The sequence below is a fragment of the Erythrobacter insulae genome, from assembly GCF_007004095.1.
In the GTDB taxonomy this organism is placed as follows: domain Bacteria; phylum Pseudomonadota; class Alphaproteobacteria; order Sphingomonadales; family Sphingomonadaceae; genus Erythrobacter; species Erythrobacter insulae.
Map to the genome: position 1 here is coordinate 2,064,735 of NZ_VHJK01000001.1, position 21,923 is coordinate 2,086,657.

The 21,923-nt window shown below is 57.0% G+C and carries 18 protein-coding genes; 10 read left to right on the top strand and 8 right to left on the bottom strand.

Annotated features, from left to right (window positions below):
- Position 1: 1 nt before the first annotated feature.
- Positions 2 to 1,387, top strand: a complete 1,386-nt coding sequence (locus FGU71_RS09670) for a family 43 glycosylhydrolase (protein WP_142788371.1) — start codon at positions 2 to 4, stop codon at positions 1,385 to 1,387.
- 16 nt (positions 1,388 to 1,403) lie between these two features.
- Here FGU71_RS09670 and FGU71_RS09675 read toward each other — a convergent pair whose 3' ends face one another.
- On the bottom strand, positions 1,404 to 1,718 hold the full coding sequence (locus FGU71_RS09675) for an L-rhamnose mutarotase (RefSeq protein WP_142788372.1): 315 nt from the start codon (positions 1,716 to 1,718) through the stop codon (positions 1,404 to 1,406).
- A gap of 103 nt (positions 1,719 to 1,821) precedes the next feature.
- Here FGU71_RS09675 and kduI point away from each other — a divergent pair, with 103 nt between their 5' ends.
- Positions 1,822 to 2,658, top strand: a complete 837-nt coding sequence (gene kduI / locus FGU71_RS09680) for a 5-dehydro-4-deoxy-D-glucuronate isomerase (protein ID WP_199799168.1) — start codon at positions 1,822 to 1,824, stop codon at positions 2,656 to 2,658.
- Positions 2,659 to 2,701: 43 nt separating this feature from the next.
- Here kduI and FGU71_RS09685 read toward each other — a convergent pair whose 3' ends face one another.
- From FGU71_RS09685 to FGU71_RS09710, 6 genes are all read right to left on the bottom strand, one after another.
- A complete protein-coding gene (locus tag FGU71_RS09685; protein WP_142788374.1) occupies positions 2,702 to 4,186 on the bottom strand; it encodes a sulfatase-like hydrolase/transferase in 1,485 nt (494 codons plus the stop codon).
- A complete protein-coding gene (locus FGU71_RS09690; RefSeq protein WP_142788375.1) occupies positions 4,183 to 5,130 on the bottom strand; it encodes a DUF4861 family protein in 948 nt (315 codons plus the stop codon). Before FGU71_RS09690 ends, FGU71_RS09685 begins: the two co-directional genes overlap by 4 nt.
- 47 nt (positions 5,131 to 5,177) lie before the next feature.
- On the bottom strand, positions 5,178 to 6,824 hold the full coding sequence (locus FGU71_RS09695; RefSeq protein ID WP_142788376.1) for a purine-cytosine permease family protein: 1,647 nt from the start codon (positions 6,822 to 6,824) through the stop codon (positions 5,178 to 5,180).
- A 113-nt stretch (positions 6,825 to 6,937) separates the two neighbouring features.
- Positions 6,938 to 8,233: a TRAP transporter large permease gene (locus FGU71_RS09700; RefSeq protein WP_142788377.1), complete on the bottom strand. Its 1,296-nt coding sequence runs from the start codon at positions 8,231 to 8,233 to the stop codon at positions 6,938 to 6,940.
- The gene (locus FGU71_RS09705; RefSeq protein ID WP_142788378.1) at positions 8,230 to 8,724 is read right to left on the bottom strand and encodes a TRAP transporter small permease; all 495 of its coding nucleotides are present in this window, start codon (positions 8,722 to 8,724) and stop codon (positions 8,230 to 8,232) included. The genes FGU71_RS09700 and FGU71_RS09705 overlap by 4 nt, the downstream gene beginning before the upstream one ends.
- Positions 8,721 to 9,689, bottom strand: coding sequence for a TRAP transporter substrate-binding protein (locus tag FGU71_RS09710; RefSeq protein WP_142788379.1), 969 nt, complete (start codon positions 9,687 to 9,689; stop codon positions 8,721 to 8,723). The genes FGU71_RS09705 and FGU71_RS09710 overlap by 4 nt, the downstream gene beginning before the upstream one ends.
- Before the next feature lie 210 nt (positions 9,690 to 9,899).
- Here FGU71_RS09710 and FGU71_RS09715 point away from each other — a divergent pair, with 210 nt between their 5' ends.
- The 5 genes from FGU71_RS09715 to FGU71_RS09735 all read left to right on the top strand — a co-directional run bounded on the left by FGU71_RS09715 (position 9,900) and on the right by FGU71_RS09735 (position 16,540).
- A complete protein-coding gene (locus tag FGU71_RS09715) occupies positions 9,900 to 10,949 on the top strand; it encodes a LacI family DNA-binding transcriptional regulator (protein WP_142788380.1) in 1,050 nt (349 codons plus the stop codon).
- Between the two features lie 164 nt (positions 10,950 to 11,113).
- Positions 11,114 to 13,051: a heparinase II/III family protein gene (locus FGU71_RS09720; protein ID WP_142788381.1), complete on the top strand. Its 1,938-nt coding sequence runs from the start codon at positions 11,114 to 11,116 to the stop codon at positions 13,049 to 13,051.
- Between the two features lie 25 nt (positions 13,052 to 13,076).
- Complete coding sequence (locus tag FGU71_RS09725; RefSeq protein ID WP_199799169.1) at positions 13,077 to 14,492, top strand: BNR-4 repeat-containing protein; 1,416 nt, start codon at positions 13,077 to 13,079, stop codon at positions 14,490 to 14,492.
- A complete protein-coding gene (locus FGU71_RS09730) occupies positions 14,492 to 15,946 on the top strand; it encodes a cellulase family glycosylhydrolase (protein ID WP_142788382.1) in 1,455 nt (484 codons plus the stop codon). Before FGU71_RS09725 ends, FGU71_RS09730 begins: the two co-directional genes overlap by 1 nt.
- 57 nt (positions 15,947 to 16,003) lie before the next feature.
- Complete coding sequence (locus FGU71_RS09735; RefSeq protein ID WP_142788383.1) at positions 16,004 to 16,540, top strand: hypothetical protein; 537 nt, start codon at positions 16,004 to 16,006, stop codon at positions 16,538 to 16,540.
- A gap of 35 nt (positions 16,541 to 16,575) precedes the next feature.
- On the opposite strand, the gene FGU71_RS09740 is transcribed toward FGU71_RS09735, so the two are convergent.
- On the bottom strand, positions 16,576 to 18,006 hold the full coding sequence (locus tag FGU71_RS09740; RefSeq protein WP_185960262.1) for a sulfatase: 1,431 nt from the start codon (positions 18,004 to 18,006) through the stop codon (positions 16,576 to 16,578).
- Between the two features lie 162 nt (positions 18,007 to 18,168).
- Here FGU71_RS09740 and FGU71_RS09745 point away from each other — a divergent pair, with 162 nt between their 5' ends.
- Genes FGU71_RS09745 through FGU71_RS09755 form a run of 3 tightly spaced genes read left to right on the top strand, consistent with a single transcriptional unit; the run spans position 18,169 to position 21,913 of the window.
- On the top strand, positions 18,169 to 19,380 hold the full coding sequence (locus FGU71_RS09745) for a glycoside hydrolase family 88/105 protein (protein ID WP_142788385.1): 1,212 nt from the start codon (positions 18,169 to 18,171) through the stop codon (positions 19,378 to 19,380).
- A 22-nt stretch (positions 19,381 to 19,402) separates the two neighbouring features.
- The gene (locus FGU71_RS09750; RefSeq protein ID WP_142788386.1) at positions 19,403 to 20,809 is read left to right on the top strand and encodes a BNR-4 repeat-containing protein; all 1,407 of its coding nucleotides are present in this window, start codon (positions 19,403 to 19,405) and stop codon (positions 20,807 to 20,809) included.
- A gap of 9 nt (positions 20,810 to 20,818) precedes the next feature.
- A complete protein-coding gene (locus FGU71_RS09755; RefSeq protein WP_142788387.1) occupies positions 20,819 to 21,913 on the top strand; it encodes a formylglycine-generating enzyme family protein in 1,095 nt (364 codons plus the stop codon).
- Positions 21,914 to 21,923 lie beyond the last annotated feature (10 nt).

Below are 21,923 nucleotides of genomic sequence, written 5' to 3' on the forward strand. Positions count from 1 at the left end.
CATGAAAGATCGAAATGTGACACTGGTCCAATTGAGCGGGCTGGGTATTGGCGCGGCGTTCCTGTTGGCCACAGCAAGCCTTGCTCCGGCCACTGCGCGCAATCCGATCATCGCGAATCAGGGCGTTAACGATCCGCATATCCATATTTTTGATGACAAGGCGTATCTCTACGCCTCGCATGACAAGTCTGCACGAAATGCGGCTTTTGTCATGGAAGACTGGCAAGTCTGGTCATCCGATGATCTCGTCAACTGGACGCTTCGGTCAACGCTTTATCCGGATCAGACATATCTCAAATCACAGCCCAATTTCGCATCGGCCTGGGCCACGGATGTCGCGGAGAAAAACGGGAAATATTACTGGTATTTCTCCGAGGCCAACCGCCAGACGGGCGTTGTGGTGGGAGATAGTCCGGTCGGGCCTTGGCGTGATCCGCTTGGCAAGCCGCTGCTGGCGGAAACACTCACACCGACACATGAGTATGATCCGGGGTTGTTTTCGGAAGGGGATGACCGCTTCATCATCTTTGGTGTGTGGGACTATTATATCGCGCGCCTCGGAGATGATATGATCTCATTGGCGCAAGAGCCGCGCAAGATCGATATCGCGGGCGCGAAGGGGCCATATACCTTCACCAAAGGAACGCCGTTCGATGGCAAGCTTACCGACGACAAGCCTTTCCTGCACAAACATGGCGATCTTTACTATTTATCCTGGGGCGCATTTTACGCCACTTCGCCTGACCTTTATGGTCCGTACGAATATCGCGGCGCGGTGATTACCGAAGCGAGCTTTCCGACCGGGCTTTCACAACCAACCTGGCCGACAGGTCCGCAGCAGGGGCGGCATGGATCATTCTTCACTTGGCACGGCCAGACTTACTTTGCCTACTGCGATATCTCGCAAAGCGGCAATCGCTACTTCCGTGATACTTTTATCAGCTACGTTCATTATCGCCGTGATGGCAGCATCGCCCCGATACGTGTCGATTTGACCGGTGTGGGGGAGTATCTCGCCACATCCGACCCAATCGAAGCTGAAGAATTTTATGCGCGGAACAGGTTCAAAAAGCGCGAACGCGCAGGAGCTTCCAACAGTTTCGAGGTGATGCTCGATGGAGCTGCTGGAGAGCTCAGCTTTCCGAACATTCGTGGTCTTGGCGGCAAGGATACGATTGTTCTGGACATGACGGGGGACGCAGCGCTGCCATTTGTCGTATCGATCAGCCGAACTGGCGCGTCAGAGCCAATCGCTGCTCACTCTCTACGAGGCGCAAAACTGTGGCGCATCCCGCTGGGCTCGCTTGGAGAAAGCGAAAGCCTTGTCATTAAATTCGAACGGGCTGGGGCAGGGGATCTTGCGCTGGACCGGATCTGGTTCGAATAGCCGCCCGATACAATTCTCAATCGTGCGAGAATTGCTTGGCCAGTAAGTAAGGGAAACTGGTTGCCGGGTCGATATCGACCTGCATGATCGGCGCCATGTATTCTGACCAGCGCGCGTTGACTTCATTGTCCGCCAGAAACGCAGCAGTTGCTTCGAAATCATCGGTTTCGAAATAGCCGAACAGCGTCAGGCCATGCGCAAAGATATGGTAATTGCGGATACCCGATTGCTGCAAAGCCTCGGTCATTTCAGGCCAGATTTCATCATGGCGCTTTTTGTATTCCGCTTCGTATCCGGGGCGGATAGCCAACACCCATGCATATGACGCCATGCGCAGTCTCCCTCTTTCAATTTTCGCACCTAGCATGCATAAGCACTCAAGAAAATCCAATTTCATTCAGAAACAATCATACATTCAAAAGCCGGAGTTCACCGTGAATCTAGACCGAAAGTTTGCCGCCGACCAACAGCGCTATCGCACAATGCGCAACGAGGAGCTGCGCGAAAGTTTCGTTGTTGCCGACCTGATGGCCGAAGGCGAATTGGTGCTGACCTTGTCCGATATTGATCGCGGCATTGTTGGCAGCGCGGTTCCGCTAAAAGAAGCATTGGAATTCAGCTCTTTCGCAGAGCTGGGCGGCGGGGCCTTTACCGCTCGGCGCGAAGTCGGTGTGATCAATATCGGTTCACACGGCAGCGTGACCGTGGGCAATGAACGCTTTGCAATGGAGCGGCTCGACAGCCTTTATATTGGCCGCGGCGAGCATCCGGTGAAGTTTGAAAGCGATGATCCCGCCAGTCCTGCGCGCTTCTATCTGGTCAGCTATCCGGCGCATACCGCCTATCCACACAAGCTGGTGAAACAGGATCAGGCGAACCGCATTGATCTGGGTGAAAAGGCGACCTGTAACGAGCGCACGATTTTCCAGCCGCTGCGTCCCGGTATCGTGGAAAGCTGCCAGCTTGTGATGGGTTTTACCTGCATTGCCGAAGGCAGTGTATGGAACACTTTCCCCCCGCACACGCACGATCGCCGGTCGGAATTCTATTTCTATTTCGATCTCGCAGACGATGCCCGCGTGTTCCATTTCATGGGGCGGCCTGATGAGCTTAAGGCGTTGCCCCTGTCGAACGAGGAAGCCGCGCTTTCCCCGTCATGGTCGATGCATTGCGGTGTCGGCAGCGGGGCCTACAGCTTTATCTGGTCGATGGGCGGCGAGAACCAGGAATTCGACGATATGGACCATGTGCCCCAAGCCGCTTTGGCCTGAGGCCGCATTGGTTTAATCCGGCGATCTTCGGTATTAGGGCGCGCTACTTCGCGTAGCGCGCCTGTTCCACAATCTCTGCATCGAAGCGCGCTGCAAAATCGGCCGCGATTCCCGGGTTTTGCGCGGAAACATCATTCGCTTCACCTGGATCTTTGGAGAGATCGTACAGCTCGACAGGCGCGTCTTTTTTCACGCGAAGGGCTTTCCATTTGCCGATCCGGCCAGCTTGCTGAGTGACGCCAATCACGCCGGAATTGGGATCGCCGAGCTGGCGCGAGAATGCCCAATAGAGCATCCTTTCCGGCAGAGTCGCATCTTCGCGCATGAGCAATTTGGCCAGCGATACGCCGTTGGCTCCCATTGCCTCGGCCGCGTCAGGTTTGCCCGCCAGCGCGCCCAAAGTGGGGAGCAGATCCGCGAACATGACGGGCTCATCCTCAATCCGCCCGGCTTTGATGACAGAAGGCCAAGTGGCGAGGAACGGCATATGAATGCCCCCTTCTGTCAGGTCACGTTTGCCGCCGCGATAGGGCCCGCCCGCAGCAATCCCGATCGGGTCGCCGCCGCCTTCGGAATGGGGGCCATTGTCTGAGGTTATGATGATCAGCGTGTTGTCTTTCAGCCCCTGCGCCTCCAGCTTGGCGACCAGTTCACCGACATAGGAATCAAGTGCGGCGATCATGCCCGCTTGCACTGCATTGGGTTCGTCAATCGCCAGCGGATAGTAGTCCGGGAACTGGCCCGCCGGAGTCGGCCCGGCCAATCCGTTATACGGCGTTTCGGGGAACTTGCCGCGATAGGGGGCAACGAATTCCTCTGGCGCGGCCATTTCCGAGTGCGGCGAAGTGTAGCTTACAAAGGCGAAGAACGGCTTGTCGCCGTCCTGCGTGCCCAGAAATTCCAGCGCGTCATCCGTGAATATCCGCTGGGCGTAGCCTTCGCGTGCGCCAGCGCGATTCTCAGGGACCGGGACCATTTGGTTGTTTTCGAACAGGAACATTGGAAACTGGCGGTGCGCCTGAATGTTATGCAACAGGCCTTTCCACTGCTGGAAACCCATCGCCATCGGATCCGTTTCGCCAAAGGTCGTGCCGATACCAAATTTGCCAAACAGCGCAGTGGTGTAGCCCGCATCGCTGAGCATGTGCGCCATGGTTCGGTCGCCCTTATTCAGGGATACCGTGTTGGCCGTGCTGCTGAGGCGGGAGGCGTCGCGTCCGGTCATCAGCGAAATGCGCGAGGGAGAGCACACCGTGCTGCCCGCATAGCCATTGGCAAAGATCATACCTTCGCGCGCCAGCGTGTCGATATTGGGGGTTTTGATGATGCTGTGGCCGGTGATCCCCAGCTGTCCGTAACCCATATCGTCAAACAGGATCAGCAGGACATTGGGGCGAAGCGCCTCAACCGTCTCCGATGCCGTCTCTACGGGCTCGCTCGTGGTGCTTGCAAAGCTGGACGTAGCGGCGCATCCTGTCAGCGCAAGAACGCTTGTCGCGGCGACCAGGGTCATGAATTTGCGAGTCATTCGGTTGCCCCTTCAAGCGCGGCGAGTTCTTTGGTCAACAATGCTTCAAATGCCTCGCGCGATTTTACGCCCGAGGGATCGAGTTCCCATGCGGCGAGGAAGGCGTATTCAAATTCCGGCTGACCAAAGGCGATGTAATGGGTCGAATTGGCGAGGCCGCCATAGGTCGCCTCATCGGTGCGGTAGAAAAGCGCCATGCCAAGGGCGTCCTTGTTCTCGCTTTGCGTGTCACCCCATGTCGCAACGTAACGCCACGCGCCGTCTGCGCCGCCGGATTGCAGAAACTGCGCCCCATCATGCATGACCACGCCGGTTGCCAATGGCAGCGCGCCAGTGGCCGTTACTTTGACACGGGTTAGCGGGCTGTCCGACCCGATCGAATAATCGGCGACAAAGCCGCCAGTGCCGCCAGATGGTCCTGCTATCCCACCGGCTGAGATTGTGAAGGCGCCATCAGTCTCGCCGCTTTGCGTAATGCTGGCGGAAAGTTCTGGCACCGCGCCGAACTGTTCCGGTTGATCGCCGCGCATGATGCCGATGCCGCCAAGACCGAGGCTTGGCCCGACCTTGAGCACGTCCATCCCCCACGGGGCGAGGGTGTGATAGCTGCCATATTCGGCAATCGTGCCAAGGGCAGGGCCCGGCGCTTGCTTGCCGAATATGTCGCTGACCAGCCGACCATCGAGATACAGGCGATAACCAACCAGACCGTTTTCCCACCCGATCCCTTCGTAGGGCATCATGCCGTCGCCGATTTCGTGCGAGGCCGGCACTGTGAATTCATTCACCGAAACATAGGGTGCATCCGCATTATCGCGCACGCGCAGGTCCACCATGACTGGAGCAGCGTTAATCCCGGCTTCCTCGGTCCCGCCAGATCCTGCATTGCATGCTGCTATATTGGCAGCGAAGATCAGCGTGGCTGCTATTCTTGAAGTTTTCACTCACAGGTCTCCTAAACGGTCAAAGCGTTGGCGCATCGCCGGCCGCATTATCCTTCCGCGGCTGCTTCTCGTCTCACGAGCAATATCGCAAACACGAAATAGGTCACCGTTGGCCAAATGATCAGGGACTGGAACCGCGCCAGATCGCCCGATGTCAAAGCGGAAATTCCCAGAGCAATCGCGACCAGAAGCGAAAGGCTTGCCCCGATCAGAAACAACCGGTTGGTGTTCGATGATGCAAGTTGGGGCTTTGCGTGACTGTCCAGAAACGCTTCCTCCGCTTTACGGCGGTTGTTTTCGGCCTGTTCAGAGGCTGCGAGCTGCGATGCATCGACCGCCTTGGCCCCCATTGCCGATGCCAACAACGGATACAGAAGCAGGGCGGTAAGCCATGCTGGCACGAACAGGAACAGCACGTGTACGCCAAATTGGTATCCGAGCAGCGCGGCAACGCCTACGCTTGCGATCCAGGTCAAAAGGGCGGGCGTGTTGAGCGCTGCTCCGGTTGCGATGCGCCAGTAGCGCGTCAGACCAAGCTTCTTGAACAGGAAATGTTCTGCGAAAATCAGGCCGCCAATCGGCGCCATGACCAGCGCCATGATGCCGAGGAAATCGAGCAGCCGCGTGAACACAAACGGGAAGCACGCGATGATCGTCGTGATCACGCCAACAACCAGCGTAACCCTCTCGCGCGACCATGCCGGGTGGAGCGACTGGAACGCCAGACCCGACCGGTAAATAGTCGGGTTGGAAGTCGTCCAGCCTGCAACGATAACAGCAAGAATGCCGATGGGGCCTAGCGCCTGAAACGCGACTTCGCCTGCATCCATAGAGGTTAGGGGCTGCTGAAGGATCATCGCCGCGCCAGCGCCCATGATGCCCGCCGCAAGCCATGCCGCGAAATGGCCAATGAACATGCCGAGTGACGAATACCAAGCATAAGAAGAGCGGCGTGCAAAGCGCAGGATCGACATGTCACCCAACCCGCCATGGAACGCGAGGTTCGCTCCCCATGCGATGGCGACGACATGCCAGAAACCCATGTCGGTGCCCTGGTCGATCCAGATGCTGGTCTCTGCCAGATTCAAGAAGTCGCCATAGCTGCCGATGCTTGAAACCGAAGGTGTTCCGGCGAGGATTACCGGCAACAGCGCCGCTCCGCCGACAAAGAACATGGCGATCATCCACGGCGCGGCGACTTCAGAAAAACGCGCGACGAAGCTGAACCCGCGCATGGCAGCGAAGGAAACGACTGCGCCTACACCAAGGGCGATAAGCACAAAGGTCATGCTGGTGGGATACCATTCGACCTGCGGAGGAATACCGAAGAGAATGCGGACCGCACTTGCCGAAACGGTAATCATCGCCCCGGCCAGAATGCAGAACAGGATCCCGTTGATGACGCTGTAGATCTTGATGAAGCCGGGACCGGCGATTTTTTCAAGATAGGCATAGAGAGTTAACCGCGTTTCTGTCGCGATAGGAGCGCAAATCAGCACCCAGCTCAGCACTGCGAGCAGGTTGCCCACAAGTAGGCCGGCAATGACGTCTCCTGCGCCAACACCCCAAGAAACGAACATGGCGCCAATAACGAACTCTGTCCCGGCGACATGCTCACCCGCGTAGGATGCCGCAAAATATCGGCCCGGCTTAAGCGCCGCCGGTGCAACCGGCTCGCGTTCGAATTCTTCCATGTGCTCTCCCCTCGTATTCTTTAAGCGAGAGATTAGCTCGCTTTCCTCTCGATGCAAGAAAATGATCGAAAGTGATCAAAAAAGATTATTGATCGCGAATGCGCTGTTTCGCCTTACATCATGCCAAAGAAGCGCGGCAATGCCTCTGACAATGCGGGAACAGCGGTGGTCACTGCCAGCGCCGCAAGCATCGCGAGATAAAGCGGGATCATCGGTTTGATCATCGCGGCGACTTTCGTCTGGCCGACTGCGGCCCCGACAAACAAAACCGTTCCCACAGGAGGAGTGCACAATCCGATCGAGAGGTTGAAAATTAGAATCATCCCAAAGTGCACCGGCGAAATGCCCAGAGCCACCGCGACAGGCAGCAGGATGGGAGTGAAGATCAAAATTGCCGGAGTGATGTCGAGGAACGCTCCAACAATTAGCAAGACGACATTGATCAAAAGCAGCAGCAGGAGCGGATTGTCTGAAATAGTCAGCAGTCCATCGGCAATGGCGCCAGGCATACCGGAATAAGCCAGCATCCATGCCATGCCGGTCGACGCTGCTATCAGGAACAGCACAATCCCGGTTGTCTCCGCCGATTTGATGATCACACCCGGTAAATCTTTCCAGGCCATTTCGCGGTGCAGGAATATACCAAGGATCAGCGAATAGACGACCGCGAAGGCGCTGGCTTCCGTTGCGGTAAAGATACCCGATACGATCCCACCAACCACGATGACGAGCATTGCGATGCTGGGGATGGCCGGGATAACAGTGCGAATGGACTCCTTGAACGGCAGCCGTTCGGAAACTGGATAATTCTCTTTCTTGGCAATAATCACTGCCGCGATGACCAAACAAAGACCAGCGAGCAAGCCGGGGCCATATCCAGCCAAGAACAACGCTCCGATGGAAACGCCCCCTGCGGCGACGGCATAGACGATCATCACATTGGAGGGCGGAATCAGCAGGCCTAGGATCGATGCAGAGGTCGTAACCGAAGCGGCGAAAGGCGCATCATAGCCTTCTTTTTTCATCGCAGGCACCATGAACGAACCGATTGCCGATGTTGCAGCAACGGCCGATCCGGAAACTGAACCGAACAGCATGCTGGAAATAATGCTGACGACGGCAAGACCTCCGGGAAGGGCGCCGATCAATCCTTTGGCGGCATCGATCAGCCGCCTTGCAACGCCGCCTGCTCCCATCAAGTAACCGCTTAGAATAAAGAAGGGGATGGCCAGGAGGGTAAAGCTGTCGAGGCCGGCAACCATACGCTGCGCCATGGTGGTCGTAGCGGGATCGAACGGCATGATCGAAACCAGCGCGGCCATCGTGGAAAGTCCGATCGCAAATCCGATCGGCACGTTAAGCGCGACCAAGACGAAGAATACAAGGACGAGGATAAGTCCGGTCGTCATTGGACGTCTCCTTCTATGGTCTCTGTTTCGGTTGCAGCGCCTTCAAGCATGAATGAAATCGCGAAATAGGCGATTACCAGACCGCATACGGGCATGATGCTGTAAATGGTCCACATGGGCAGGCCAAGTGCGGCCGAGGTCTGGCCCAGCGTCGCGGTCACATTGACCAGCAATCCTCCGCCATAGACCATGACCGTCAAAGCGAATGCTGCGCATGCAACCCAGATCGCGCGCGCCGACACCTTTCGCCCGGACGGGGACAGTCTGGCTGAAATGAGATCCACGCCCACATGCATGCGTTTGGCAAATGCATACGCCATCGAGACCATGCCTAACCAGATCAAGAGGAAGCGGGCGATTTCCTCGGTTGCCGAGCTGGGTGCTTCCAGCACATATCGACCGATCACCTGCCAAATCACAGTGAGCACGGTGGCGCTGAACAAAAAGACCAGAAAACCGCCGAGTGCCTTTTCTATGAATGTTCGCATCATGCAGTCTCCGACATGGCTTCGATCCGGGCCGCAAGGTCACCAATCCGTGTTCCATTGAAGCTCGCTTTGAATTCGGCAACGGCAGCGCGGAATGGCGCCTTGTCAGGCCGATTGATGGCAACTCCGCTTGCCTCGATTTCGGCGAGAGCGTCATCCGATGCCTTGCGCCACAATTCCCGCTGGTAACTTTCCGAAGCGGCCATCGCCTCGTTAGCCCACCCTTGCTGCTCTTCGTTCAGGCCATCCCATACGCTCTGACTCATCACCACGATATCAGGGGCGCTGACATGCTCATCAAGTGAGTAGAATTTGCACACCTCATGGTGCCGGGCGCTGAGCACACTGGGCGGGTTGTTTTCCGCCCCGTTGACCACGCCTTGCTGCAATGCGGCGTAAAGCTCGCCAAAGGCAATCGGAGTGGCCGCTCCGCCAAAGGTCTCAACAGTCTTGATCAGGGCTTCGCTAGGCAACACGCGCAGCGTCTTGCCACGGATATCATCCGGCGTGTTTACTGGGCCATCCGTCATATAAAAACTTCGGGCACCAGCGTCGTAATGCCCCATCCCCTTCAGAAGGATCTTGCCTAACCCGCCGAGCATTTCTTGACCGATTTCGCTTTGGACGACGCGCCTTTGGTGTTCGCTATCGTCAAAAAGATAGGGCAGCGAATATACGCCCATGTCCGGCGCGAAATTTTCGAGCGATAGCGACGAAACCTTGGTCATCGAGATGGCGCCAAGTTGGACAAGTTCGACCAGTTCGCGTTCGGTTCCAAGCTGGGCGTTTGGGAAAATTTCTACGGCGAGTGTCGATCCCGAAAGACGAATCAATTCATCACGAAATCGGGCCATTGCCAAGTGGACCGGATGCTGTTCATCCAGCGTATGCGCCAGCGTGATGCGATTGGACGCGCCCAGGCTCGCGCAGCCCGGCAACAACCCTGCGAGGCCTGCAACGGACAGCATCTGCAGATGCCGACGCCTTGATTGGACCAGCAAATTCCCTCTCCCTGCCATCTTTGATCTTGCCTGCCATCACAGGTCAGATCATCAGTGGTAACCGGTGTCATATTTTCTGCAAGTATGATTTGTGAGATTGCCATGATTAATTGAAGGTGACAGTGCAGGGCAGACGTAATTCACTGTTCGTCCGAAGCCTGACATAAGGGGCAAGCAATGACAGATGCCGGCGAAAATTCGCAAAATCAGAGCACGCCCACAATTAACGATGTGGCGGCAATGGCGGGCGTTTCCAAAAAGACAGTCAGCCGGTTTATCAACAATTCGCCATTGATGAGCGCTGCCACTCGCGAAAAAGTCTCGGATGCGATTGATAAGTTGGGCTATGTGCCCAACCCGCAGGCGCGCGCGCTTGCCTTGCGCCGCAACTTCATGATTGCGCTGCTGCATGACAACCCAAACGGGCAGACTGTGCTTAACTTTCAGAAAGGCGTTCTATCCGCGATCAGGGATACCGACCTTGCGCTTGCTGTTCGGCCGGTTGATCGCACGTCCGACGATCTGCTTGATGATATCGAGACGTTCCTGACCAAGCAGCGACCGCTGGGCGTGCTGATCCTGCCGCCGATTTCTGAACGCGACGAGATAGTCGATCTGTGTAAGCGCCTCGACGTTGCATATATACGGGTTGGTTCGACCGTGCTTGATGAGCATTCCCGCTGTGTCGCCTCCAATGATCGTGCAATCGTCCAGGAAATGGTCGCGGCCCTCATTAAACAAGGGCACTCAAGGATCGGTTTTGTCAGAGGGCCTGATGGTTTCAGGTCGCCGCTCGAACGCGAAAACGGCTTCCTTGATGCATTGGGCGAGGCCGGCCTTCAGCCGGATCCGGGTTTGATGGTGAAGGGCAATTACCGTTTCCAGTCCGGTCTGACCGCGGGCTTTGAATTGCTCAAGCGTACGGATCGTCCCAGTGCGATATTCGCCAGCAACGACGAAATGGCCTCCGGTATTCTCCACGCTGCCCATGCACTGGGAATTGCTGTTCCTGATGAGTTGGCGATTGTCGGATTCGATGACACCGCCACGGCATCCCACGTCTGGCCGCCTCTCACGACTGTGCATTGGCCGATTGAGGAGATGGGCCGACTGGCGGCGATGAAACTGGTGCCGGAATTTTTGGGCGAAGGCGTTGCCAAGCTTGATCTGGAACAAGTGATCGTGCCGTCGCACATTGTTGAAAGGGCTTCGGCCCGGCTCAGCTGATAGGCTGCGCTGGCCCTGTATCTTCATGGCGGGGCTATTGTACCAGCAATCAAAATCCGACAATATCGCTCAAGAGTGATCTTAAACGGCGTGGCGCTGGCCGCTTGGGCTCGATTGTGGCCCGGTCTCCGGTGCGGTCGTTGGAATCGGACCTTGGAGTGACAGTGGCAAAATCTTATCAAACTTCGATCCTGTGGGCTGCTGCGGCGCTGGTGTCGCTTGGTCCGTCCGTTGCGCCGCTTTCAGCGCAGAATCGGCCGGACCTGTTCTTTGGCCCGGCTGATCATGCACAGATCGAAGCGCGCTCACAAAGCCTGCCTTGGCTTCGGAAGGCGAGAGCGGAAATCTTACGCAAAGCCGATGCGTTTCTTGTGACTCCGACCGATCCTTATCCTCTTGTATCGAACCAAAACGCCTTGGGCACGGCAGGGCGCGCGTTGCAAAACCGCCTCGGCACATTGGGGTTCGCGACATATCTGACAGGCGATCCGCGCTATGCGGCGAAGGGGCGAGAAATCCTGCTTTCGGTGGTCCGCCAGACGCAGCCGCGTAACAAGGAGCATTGGCAAAGCCATCTGCAACAGGGGGACGCCGCACAGGCTTTCGCCATTGGCTATGACTGGCTTTACGGCACCCTGAGTGATGCCGAGCGCGCAGAAGTTCGCGCCGAGATGGAAGAGATCGGTACAATCCTGTTCGAGGTGAACACGGCCTGGGGTAAGGACGCGCCCGGCGTTTCTTCGTCGAACCACAATTCAGTGCATTTTGGCGGGCTCGGCCTTGTTGCCCTTGCGCTGGGTGACAAACTGGAATGGGTTGAGATGGCGACCCGGCGCACGCGGGCTTTTTTCCAAACTTTTGCTGACCCTACCGGCTACGCTACCGAAGGCGTCCATTATGTCGGATACGGGCTGGGCGGCGCTGTGCCTTTTTCGATGGCATTGAAGCGTCACGGCGGCCCTGATCTGCTCGCTGAAGCGGACGAAGTATTGGCGCTCGCGGGCGATCAGATGGTTTGGAAACTGCTGCCTTTTGATGGCTTGATGTTGCCGCTCAACGACAATTTTGACCGCCCGGCAGAGATCGCGGCTCTTGTCGGGACATTGCGCCACAATCGCGGCGACCAACTTTGGGCGACGCTTGAAAGTTTGGAGAAGTCGGGATCGACCGATGAGCTGGGGTCTTATTTCGGCATATCTTACACCGCGCCGTTTCTGTTCGTGTGGGGCGATAAGCCTGTGCGGCCAGTGGACCCGGTTGCGGCCGGACTTGGGCTGGGTCACCGGTTTGAATCGGGGCGTGTCTTTCTGCGTGACACATGGACCGGAGAAGATGCGGCCCATGTCTCGTTTAAATCCGGTTATGACAAGCACCGCGGGCACGACCATCAGGATGAAAACTCGGTCACCTTCTACGCCAAAGGCGAAGGCTTTCTGATTGATCCGCAATATTGGCTCGAGCGGAGCGACGCGCACACAACGCTCAAGATTGACGGGGCTGAGCAAATCAAGGGCGGTGACGGGCGGATCGTCGAATATCGCGAGGATGAACGCGGCGCGTTTGTTCGCGGGCAAGCGGAAGAGGCCTACGATTTTGACGCGGCGTTTGTAGGGCAGGCGGACCGTAAACTCTATTTTGTGCGGACCCCGCGCCCGTATATCCTGTTCCGCGATGATGCGCGGACCGAAAACAGCGGGACGAAACCGTTTGAAAGCCGCTACGCCACCTATCCGGGTAACCGCGTGGAGCAGTCCGGTGATGCGGTGATCATCCATGGTGAGCGCACTGGCAGCAAGGCAATGCTAGCCGTTTATTCGGGAACCGAGCAGCTCCGCGTAAGCGAGGACGACCTGAGCGAGGTTACGCTGATCCGGCGGCGCACCGAATTCCGCTATGACGAATACCTCAGGCGTATCGCAGCCCGTTTTGAGGCCGAAAGTCCCGAACTGATCAGTCTGGTCGTGCCGTTCGAAGGCGAGGTACCGCCTTCGGTCGAAGTGCGCGCCGGGTCAGCGCGCTATAGCTTTGAAGTGAAAGTCACATTTGCAGACGGAAACAGCGACACTTTGTGGGTCGGTGAAGACAATATCATGCTGCGTTAGGCAGTCAGAATGGGAAAGGGTTCACGTGCTAACAACGGACCGCAGAAACTGGATTAAGCGTGTAACGGCAACGCTACTCATCGGCTCAGCACCCCTGCCAGTCCGCGCTTTTGCCAAGGGGAATGAGCCGACCAAGCATTTTACCGCAAACGGCTTTGGCGAGGGGGTCGCAGTCGTGCAGCACCCCGCTGGCGAGTTTCATCTGGGCAAAACCTATGTCTCTTATCAGGGGCCGCTCGAGGACCCCTATGTTGCGGTCTATGATCATAAGTCAGGCAAATGGGATGGTCCCTATCAGGCCGGTGTCAGTCAATTGGGAAAGGGGCCGGAATTCGCAGACAAAATCGACAGCCATGGAAAGCCCACCATGCTCATCGACGATGCGGGCTATATTCATATCTTCTACGGCGGACATGGCGGATCAAAAACCAATGGTCTGAAAAATACACTTGGCGGCGCTCATGCTGGCGATAATCGCCATGCGGTCTCGAAACGGCCACTCGATATCAGCGAGTGGGAAGATCTGGACAATATCTCGCCATTCGGGACTTATAATCAGGCAATCAAGATGGATAATGGCGATATCTATCTATTCTATCGCCATGGCGCACATCGCAGCAATTGGGTCTATCAGAAATCAACCGACAATGGCCGCACCTTTGCAGCTCCGGTTTCATTTCTCAAACGCAAGCGCCGCACGGATATTGAAGCGACCGACAGCTGGTATCCCTTTCTGGCAAAGGGGCGCGGTGACGAGATCATCTGCAGCTTTGATTATCACGTTTGCCGCGATGCATGGCCGGGACGCGGCCATCAGGGTGAGCGCCACAACCTTTATTATCTGACCTTCAACACTACGGATGGAAGCTGGCGCAACGTTAAGGGCGAAGAATTGCCCATGCCGCTGGATCGCGAAACGGCCGATGCCAAAGCGCTCGTATTTCAAAATGATGAGGTCTGGACTTTCAACCAGTCGGCGACGCTCGATAAGAATGGCCTCCCGCATATCGGAATTGCGATGGGTTTCGACACCGGTGTGCGGCATGGCGGGCCCAAGGCGATGCGGCATTTCCGCTGGACGGGCAAGCAATGGACTGGCGGTGTCAATCGCGGGCTTCCGGTTGCGCGCGGTGATTTGTATGCTCGGGATCAGAACAAGGTTCGCTTTTTGCTGGCGTGGAACGATCCCGATGGGGATGTGCGTGTTGGCAAGATTTCGTGGTGGGAAAGCGAAGATGGCGGTGCCACATTCGCGCTGGGCAAGACTTTGCTGGAACGGCGCGGCAAGGCATTTGCCACCAGTGCCTTCATCCGCAACGCCCATCCGGATGCGCGCGTGATCGTCGCCGAAAGCGCGCCGCGCGGATCGAAGATGCGACCGATGTATCTGGTCGGCGATAACGGACCGATTGGCGGCGTTCCAGAAGTGATGGGTGGATAATGGCTGGAGAAAAGGCGGGGTTCCTGCCGCTCCAAATTTGGCCGTTAGCCATCGCGCTTCTGGCGATGTTTGCCGTTCCAGCGCAGGCCCAAATCAAGCATGGTCTGCGAGACGCAGAAGGGCGCCACTATATTCCGCGCGGTTTCGTCGTAAATACGAATGACGGCAACCAATCGGTGATGTTCGATGAAGGAGATTATTGGCGCATGGCGCGGATGGGCGCGAACACGCAGGTCATCCGTCTGGAACTTAGCCGGTTCGGCACGATGCCGGGAACTACGTTTGACCCCTCCTACCTTGAAAAACTGGAAAGGCTGACTCAGCTCGGCAGCGATGCCGGCATGACGACCAGTTTTAAAATGACGCTGTATGGGGTGCCGGATTTTTCGTGGGAAGGATTCTGGAACAACACCAACGGGATTCAGGATAATTATGCCAAGGCGTGGCATATCATGTGGGAGCGGTTTGCCGACAACCCTGATGTCGTCGGCTATGATCTGGTCAATGAGCCGCGCAAGCTTTCAATGGATATTTCATATGATGATCTGACGCGGCAATTCCTGATCCCGTTTTATGAGCGCCTGATTGCCGAAGGGCGCCCCTATAACCCTGACAAGCTATTCCTGTGTCAGACAATTTTCATGAACAAGGGCGAAGCGATTGAATTCAATCAATATGCCGAAATCAAAAACCCGATCAAAGGCGAAAATGTCGTCTTTGCACCGCACATCTATCAGGACCGGATCGACTATATTGAACCGATCCTGAGCCGGTTTGAGCGGGAGGCTGCGTTGCTCGATGCGCCAATTCTGGTTGGCGAGTGGGGCTTTCCAACGCTGATGTCGACAGACACGTCGGTGGAAGATCAACTGCATTATCAGCGTTTTTACATCCGCACCGCAGAGATTTTCGATGAAACCGGCATGGGAACGATCAAGGCGTGGTTCCTTGGCAATCCGCGTTATCAGAACTTTCTGCCCGGCGGTCCGTCCACATGGGCGATCTTTCAGGACAACCAGTCACGCGGCACGGTGGAGCGCAAATACATCACCGATATTATCGCGCGCCCCTATCCCAAGATCATTGCCGGGAATCTGGAGCGGTTTCGCTATGACTTTGCCCAGCGCGAGCTTTCAGCCACCATTACGCCTGATAACAGTAAAGGTGTCTCCTCATTGTTTGTCGGGGCTAACCGGCATTATCCCGATGGTTTCTCGCTACATTTGAGCAATGGCTTCGTGCTGACTTATGCACCGGGCAGCGACGAGGGGCTTCAGGTGGCGCGCGCCGGCGAGGGCAGCCAGCTGTCGGATTTCATCTGGGATGAAAGTGCGCAGCAAATACTCGTCTTGCGCTGGCCCGATACGGCTGGCTCGATAGATATCCGCGTAACGGCGGGCATCTGGAAAGATTTGCCACCGGCACAAATTCCGCGGCGGCGCGATGGTTTGTAAAGCCGCGCTAACGCCCTGTCATCACGTCAGCGCGCGGATTGGGAGGGATGATCAACTATGACTGGTCGTGAAACGTTATTGCGATTTATCGGAGCCCTGTTGCTGCCTGCCGGCTGTTTTCTCTCGCAGAATGCAGTTGCACAGTTTGCGCCGGGAGATACCGAGGAACTCTATCTGGATGTCGATAGAGACGGGGCAACAGACCGCGTATCGATCGTGCGATTGGATCGTGCAGAGCGTGCGCGAGTGGTGGTTAGCTTCGCGAACGGTCGCAGCATTTCCCCTTTGACGCTGCAATTGCTCCCCGGTGACAGGATCTCGGTTGCGCTGCATGCCGGTGAAGGCGATCCCTATTGTGGCGAAATGCCGAACGAAGCCGATTGGCCTAATGAACCTGTTTGCGGGCGCTTTGCCACGCATTCTCCCGTCCCGTTTTTCTCGGTTCGCCACAGCCGGTTAGGCACGGTATTGTTCGGCTACGATGACCCCTGCATTTATGAGGCGAGGCCGATCGGGCCGGACGGAGAACCCGGAGAGTGCGATGCTTCACGCGCCGATCTGGTTATGTTCCTGCCATTCGAGCAGAAGCCCTAGCTGCAAATCCGGCGATTGCTTGTCCGCCGCGATGGTCACGACGCCGCAGTGGGTGAGGGGAATTCCGGAAGCGCGTTTGCAGGAATATAACGACCGAGCCGTTGCTTGACCTCAGCCACTTCAGGCCGTTCTGCCAGATTGGTCCACTCCATCGGATCGTTTTCGTGATCATACAGCTCCTCTGATCCGTCTGCATAGCGGATGTAACGATAGCGCTGGTCAATCACGGCGTAATTGCCTTCGCCATAGACGGACAGCTGCGGTTCAACCGGCAACGCCTGCCCCAGTGTCAGCAAGGGGGCGAGGCTGCGTCCGGCGTTTTCCGTATTCGCAGGAAGGCCCAGAATATCGATCGTGGTGGGATAGATATCGATCAGTCCGACCGGGTCAGTGATGACCTGAGGGCGAATCCCCGGCCCTGCGAACATCAAGGGCACGCGGGTGGACCGCTCCCACAAAGACATTTTGGCAAACCGCTGTTTCTCGCCTAAGTGGTATCCATTGTCAGAGGCAAGACAGACCAGCGTATCTTCGGAACGGCCCGATGCGCGCAGGCTTTCCATCACCATACCCACGCAATGATCGACGAACGCGATGGAGGCGAGGTAGGCCTGCATGATCGGGCGCCACTCGTTGTTTTCCATCGCCCATTCCAGCGTCGGCATTTGTGGCACTGCGGCAAGGTCGCGGGCCGCCTGAGGCACATCGCCAAGGTCGTTGGCGAGCACCTTGGGCATCTCGATTTCATCTAAAGGAAACTTGTCGAGCCAGTGCTGGGGAACGTACCACGGCACATGCGGGCGCACGAAACCCAGCGCCAGCATGAAAGGCTGTGTATGTTCGCGCTGAAGAAACTGCGCGCCCCATGTCGCGGTGATGTGATCGATCATCTCCGCATCCGTATCAGGGTGGGCGCCCCAATCGGTGTGGGTCTTATCGCTGTCCCACTTGATCCGCTTTTCCGGTTTCGGTCCGTAGTCGCCATTCTTCGCGGAGCGAGCGTGGTATTCGTCAAACATCCCTTCCTGCCCGCCTTGATGCGACACTTTGCCGCGCCCGGCGGTAAAGAACCCGTGCGAGCGCAGATATTGTGGCAATAGCAAGGTAGGGGACACGGCGGCCACCGCTGGACCAAGATCGGCATCCTTGATCTGGCCGTAAATGCCTGTTTGCGCGGGATAAAGGCCGGAAAACAGGCTGGCGCGCGATGGGCCGCAAATCGGGGCCTGCGCATGGGCGTTGGTGAACACCGTGCCCGAGGCGGCGAGCGCATCGATATGCGGCGTATTTACCTGAGGATGATCGCCCAATGCCGTAACCCAGTCATTGAGATCATCGATGACGATTAAAAGCAGGTTTTTGGCTTTGCCAGCACCAGCGGCTTGGCCCGGTTGCAAGCAGCCGGACAGCATGGTCGCGCCGAGCAAAGCGCCCATCGAAAATTCTCTGCGAGAAACTTGAACCATATGCTTCCTCCCGCACACAATGAGTGCGACCCTGCCTGCCTGTGCTTGGTTTTGATCGTAAATGAACATTTCTGGTTTGCAAACGCCATTTTGAAGGGCAAGATAGTGGCTCAATCAAGGCGCGGCACAATGCGCCAGACAGAATAATTGGAGAGCTGCCCCATGAAAATCCGTTTTTTGATCGCGCTTGGATCATTGGCTCTGGCGAGTGCCGGGGCAGGCGCAGCGAGTGCCGATGATCACGCAGCCGATGAACGCCCGGTCCGTTCCTGCGATGCTATCGTGCCACATTGGAAGGCGCCGGTCCTGGTGGCTCCTTCGCAGGCCTCGGCTGAAGAGGTCGGCTGCGCTGTCGCCGCGTGGCAGCTCCAGGCAAAAGAGGACATGAGCTATCTCGATCTGAAGATCCCTGAAAGTTCGTACGGGCGCGGCTGGGTCAAGGCGGCTTTCTACATCGGGCTCGATCGCTACGCTGCGAAGCTGGGCGACGAAAAGCTTTTGAACCGTGTGCGGCAATACGCTTATGAAAACGGTTTGGAGCTGGGAGACCGCGTCTGGCACGGCGATGATCAGGCGGTGGCCGCAGTCTACGGCGCGATTGCGCTGCGTGATGAGAATCCGGCATTGATAAAGAAGTCGGTTGAAGTGTTCGATCACATCATCGATCAAAATTACACGATGAGCCTTGAATTTATCGAGCCGGAGGATGGCCATACCGAGGGCACGTGCCAGCGGCGTTGGTGCTGGGCTGATGCGATCTTCATGGCCCCGCCATCATGGGCGCTTGCAACCAAGGTAACGGGCGATCCACGGTATCTGGATTACGCCGCGAAAGAGACACGCGCGGTAATCGAATATCTGCAAGATCCGAAAACAGGCCTCCTGTTCCGCGACAGCCGCTATTTCGAGGCGAAAACGCCAAATGGTAAGCCCGTGTTCTGGAGCCGGGGCAATGGCTGGGTGTTTGCTGGGCTCGCCCGTTTTATCGAGGATATGCCAGCCGATCATCCTGAACGCGCGCTCATGGTAAAGACGTATCAGACGCTCGCCGCAAAGCTCGTCGAGATTCAGCGCGAAGATGGCTATTGGCCGACTTCGCTGATGGATGCAGAGTACCTGACCAATCCGGAAACCAGCGGCACGGCCTTTTTCGGCTTTGGGCTGGCGTGGGGTCTGAACAACGGCCTGATCAAGGGCGCACAATTCGAAACCGCTCGCGACAAGGCGTGGGACGCGATGCGCAAAGCCACCACTGACAGCGGTAAGGTCGGCTGGGTGCAGCAAATCGGCAAAGACCCGCAGACGACTGATGCCGACACCAGCCAGCTTTACGCAACAGGCGGCATGTTGCTGTTCGCTTCGGAAATGCTTTAAACCCTCACTCACGGACGATCACATGAAACACTCTCTTTTCCTTGCGGCTGCATTGACGGTTGGCATCGCCGGGCTTTCGGGATGCAGCGCCGCTTATGGCCCGCAAAGCGCCTCGGCACAGACCGCCGCGCAGACCGACTATTTCGCGGATAACGGTTTGGGAAATGCGGTTGCCGTGGTTCAGCACCCAGCCGGGGAATATAAGGACGGCATCACCTATGTGAGCTATCAAGGCCCGCTCGAAGATCCCTATGTCGCGTCATACGATCACGAAACCGGCGAATGGAGCGGACCGTTCAAAGCCGGCATCAGCGCGATGGGTAAAGACCCCACCCGCAAGATCGACAATCACGGCAAGCCGACCCTGATCATCGATGATGCGGGCTATATCCATATCTTTTTCGGCGGCCATGGCGGCACGCCCGAATTGGGGGAGAATCCGCTCGGCAATCACCACTATGGTGAGAATAAGCATGTGGTTTCCAAACGCCCTTACGATATCACCGAATGGGAGGAGCTGGATACGATCCCGCCTTTCGGCACCTATAATCAAGTGGTGAAGATGGATAATGGCGATATCTATCTGTTCTATCGTCATGGTGCCCATCGCAGCGATTGGGTGTATCACAAATCAACCGACAATGGCCGCACCTTTAGCGAGCCTGTGTCTTTCCTTAAGCATAAACGCCGCACCGATATGCAGGCCGTCGACAGCTGGTATCCCTATGTGACCAAGGGACAGGGCGATGAGATCATCGTCAGCTTTGATTATCATCTGTGCTGGGACGGAGCAGGCGCGCCTGATGCGCGCGGTCACACGGCCAACCGTCAGGATCTGTTCTATATGGTCTTTGATACAGGCGATGGCAGCTGGCGCAATATCGAGGGCGAACAGCTGCCGATGCCATTGACGCGCGAGGTTGCCGAGGACAAGGCGCTTGTCGCGAAATCGGGCGATCTGTGGTCTTTCAACGCATCTGTGGCGCTTGATGATCAAGGGCATCCCCATATCGGTATCACCATGGGTGAGGATCTGGGCGTGTCCAAAGTGGGCGGCCCCAAACAGATGCGCCATTATCGCTGGACCGGCAGCGAGTGGATTGGCGGAAAATCGACCAAACTGCCGATCGGGAATGGCGATCTGGTGGTCGATAACAGCGACAATGTACGTTTTCTGCTCGCATCGCAGAACCGCAATGGCGACGGTATGATCGCGTGGTGGGAAAGCGATGATGCCGGTGCCAGCTTTACGCAGACACGCGAGCTTCTGGTCCGTGACAGGGCAAGTTTCGCGATCAGCAGCTTCATTCGCAACGCGCACCCCGATGCGCGCGTGGTGGTTGCCGAAAGAGCGCGCGGTACGGATGACCGGCGGATGTATCTGCTGGGTGATAATGGACCCGTGACACGGTCGGCCAGCCAGCGCTAAACCGGCCCCATGACACGATTCCCGATCAGCAATTTCAATCCGGCATTCAATCCGGCAGCCAATCTGGCGCTCACGTTGGTAACGCGCGGTGCAATCGCGGCTGGTGCCGCGCTTAGCTTAGCGGCGTGCAGCGCCTCGGAAGGTGAGGAAAACGGTGAACCGTTGCCGACCGCAGCGAGCGACTTTGCCTCGGCAATCACCTGCAAAACCCCCGCTAGCGTGCGTGTACGGATTGACGGTGGAACGTTCATCATGGGCAGCAACGCTGTCTATGCAGAGGAAGGCCTTGAACGGGAAACAACAGTTGATGGTTTCTGGATCGATCCTCATGAAGTGACCAACCGCCAGTTCGCCGAATTTGCGGCGGCGACGGATTTCAAAACTGTGGCTGAAAAACCGGTCGATCCGGCGCAATTCGGTGTTCCGGTCGAGCAAATTCCGCCCTTCATGCTGCAGGCTGGCTCCGCCGTTTTCACCCCGCCAGATCGCCCGTCGCGCAATTATGGCGATTGGTGGGCATATGTCCCTGGCGCGAATTGGCGCAAACCCTATGGCCCGCAAGGCCCCGATGCAGAGCCAGATCAGCCGGTGGTGCATCTGGCATGGGACGATATGCGCGCTTATGCCGATTGGAAGGGCGGGCGTATTCCGACCGAAGCCGAGTGGGAATATGCGGCCAGTGCAGGCGCAGAAAAATACACAGAACAGCCCGATCCGCGTCTTGCGAATAGCTGGCAGGGTGTGTTCCCGGTCGTCAATGAAGGCAGTGACGGGTTTAAGGGAATTGCGCCGGTTGGCTGCTTTGAACCCAACGCAAACGGCCTTTACGATATGGTCGGTAATGTTTGGGAAGTGACCGCCGATCATTTCCGTCCAGGCCATGATCCGGCAGATCAAGACAATCCCCGCGGGCCCAGCGAAAATGCCGCCTATGACCCGCTCAATCCCGGATTTGCCAGCCGCGTGATGAAGGGGGGCAGTTATCTATGTGCGCCGAATTATTGCCAGCGCTATCGGCCTGAAAGCCGGCAAGGCCGCGATGTGGGCCTCGGCGCTTCAAATGTCGGATTCAGGCTTGCTTACGATAGCGCTCCGCAAAAATAGGCGGCGTAAC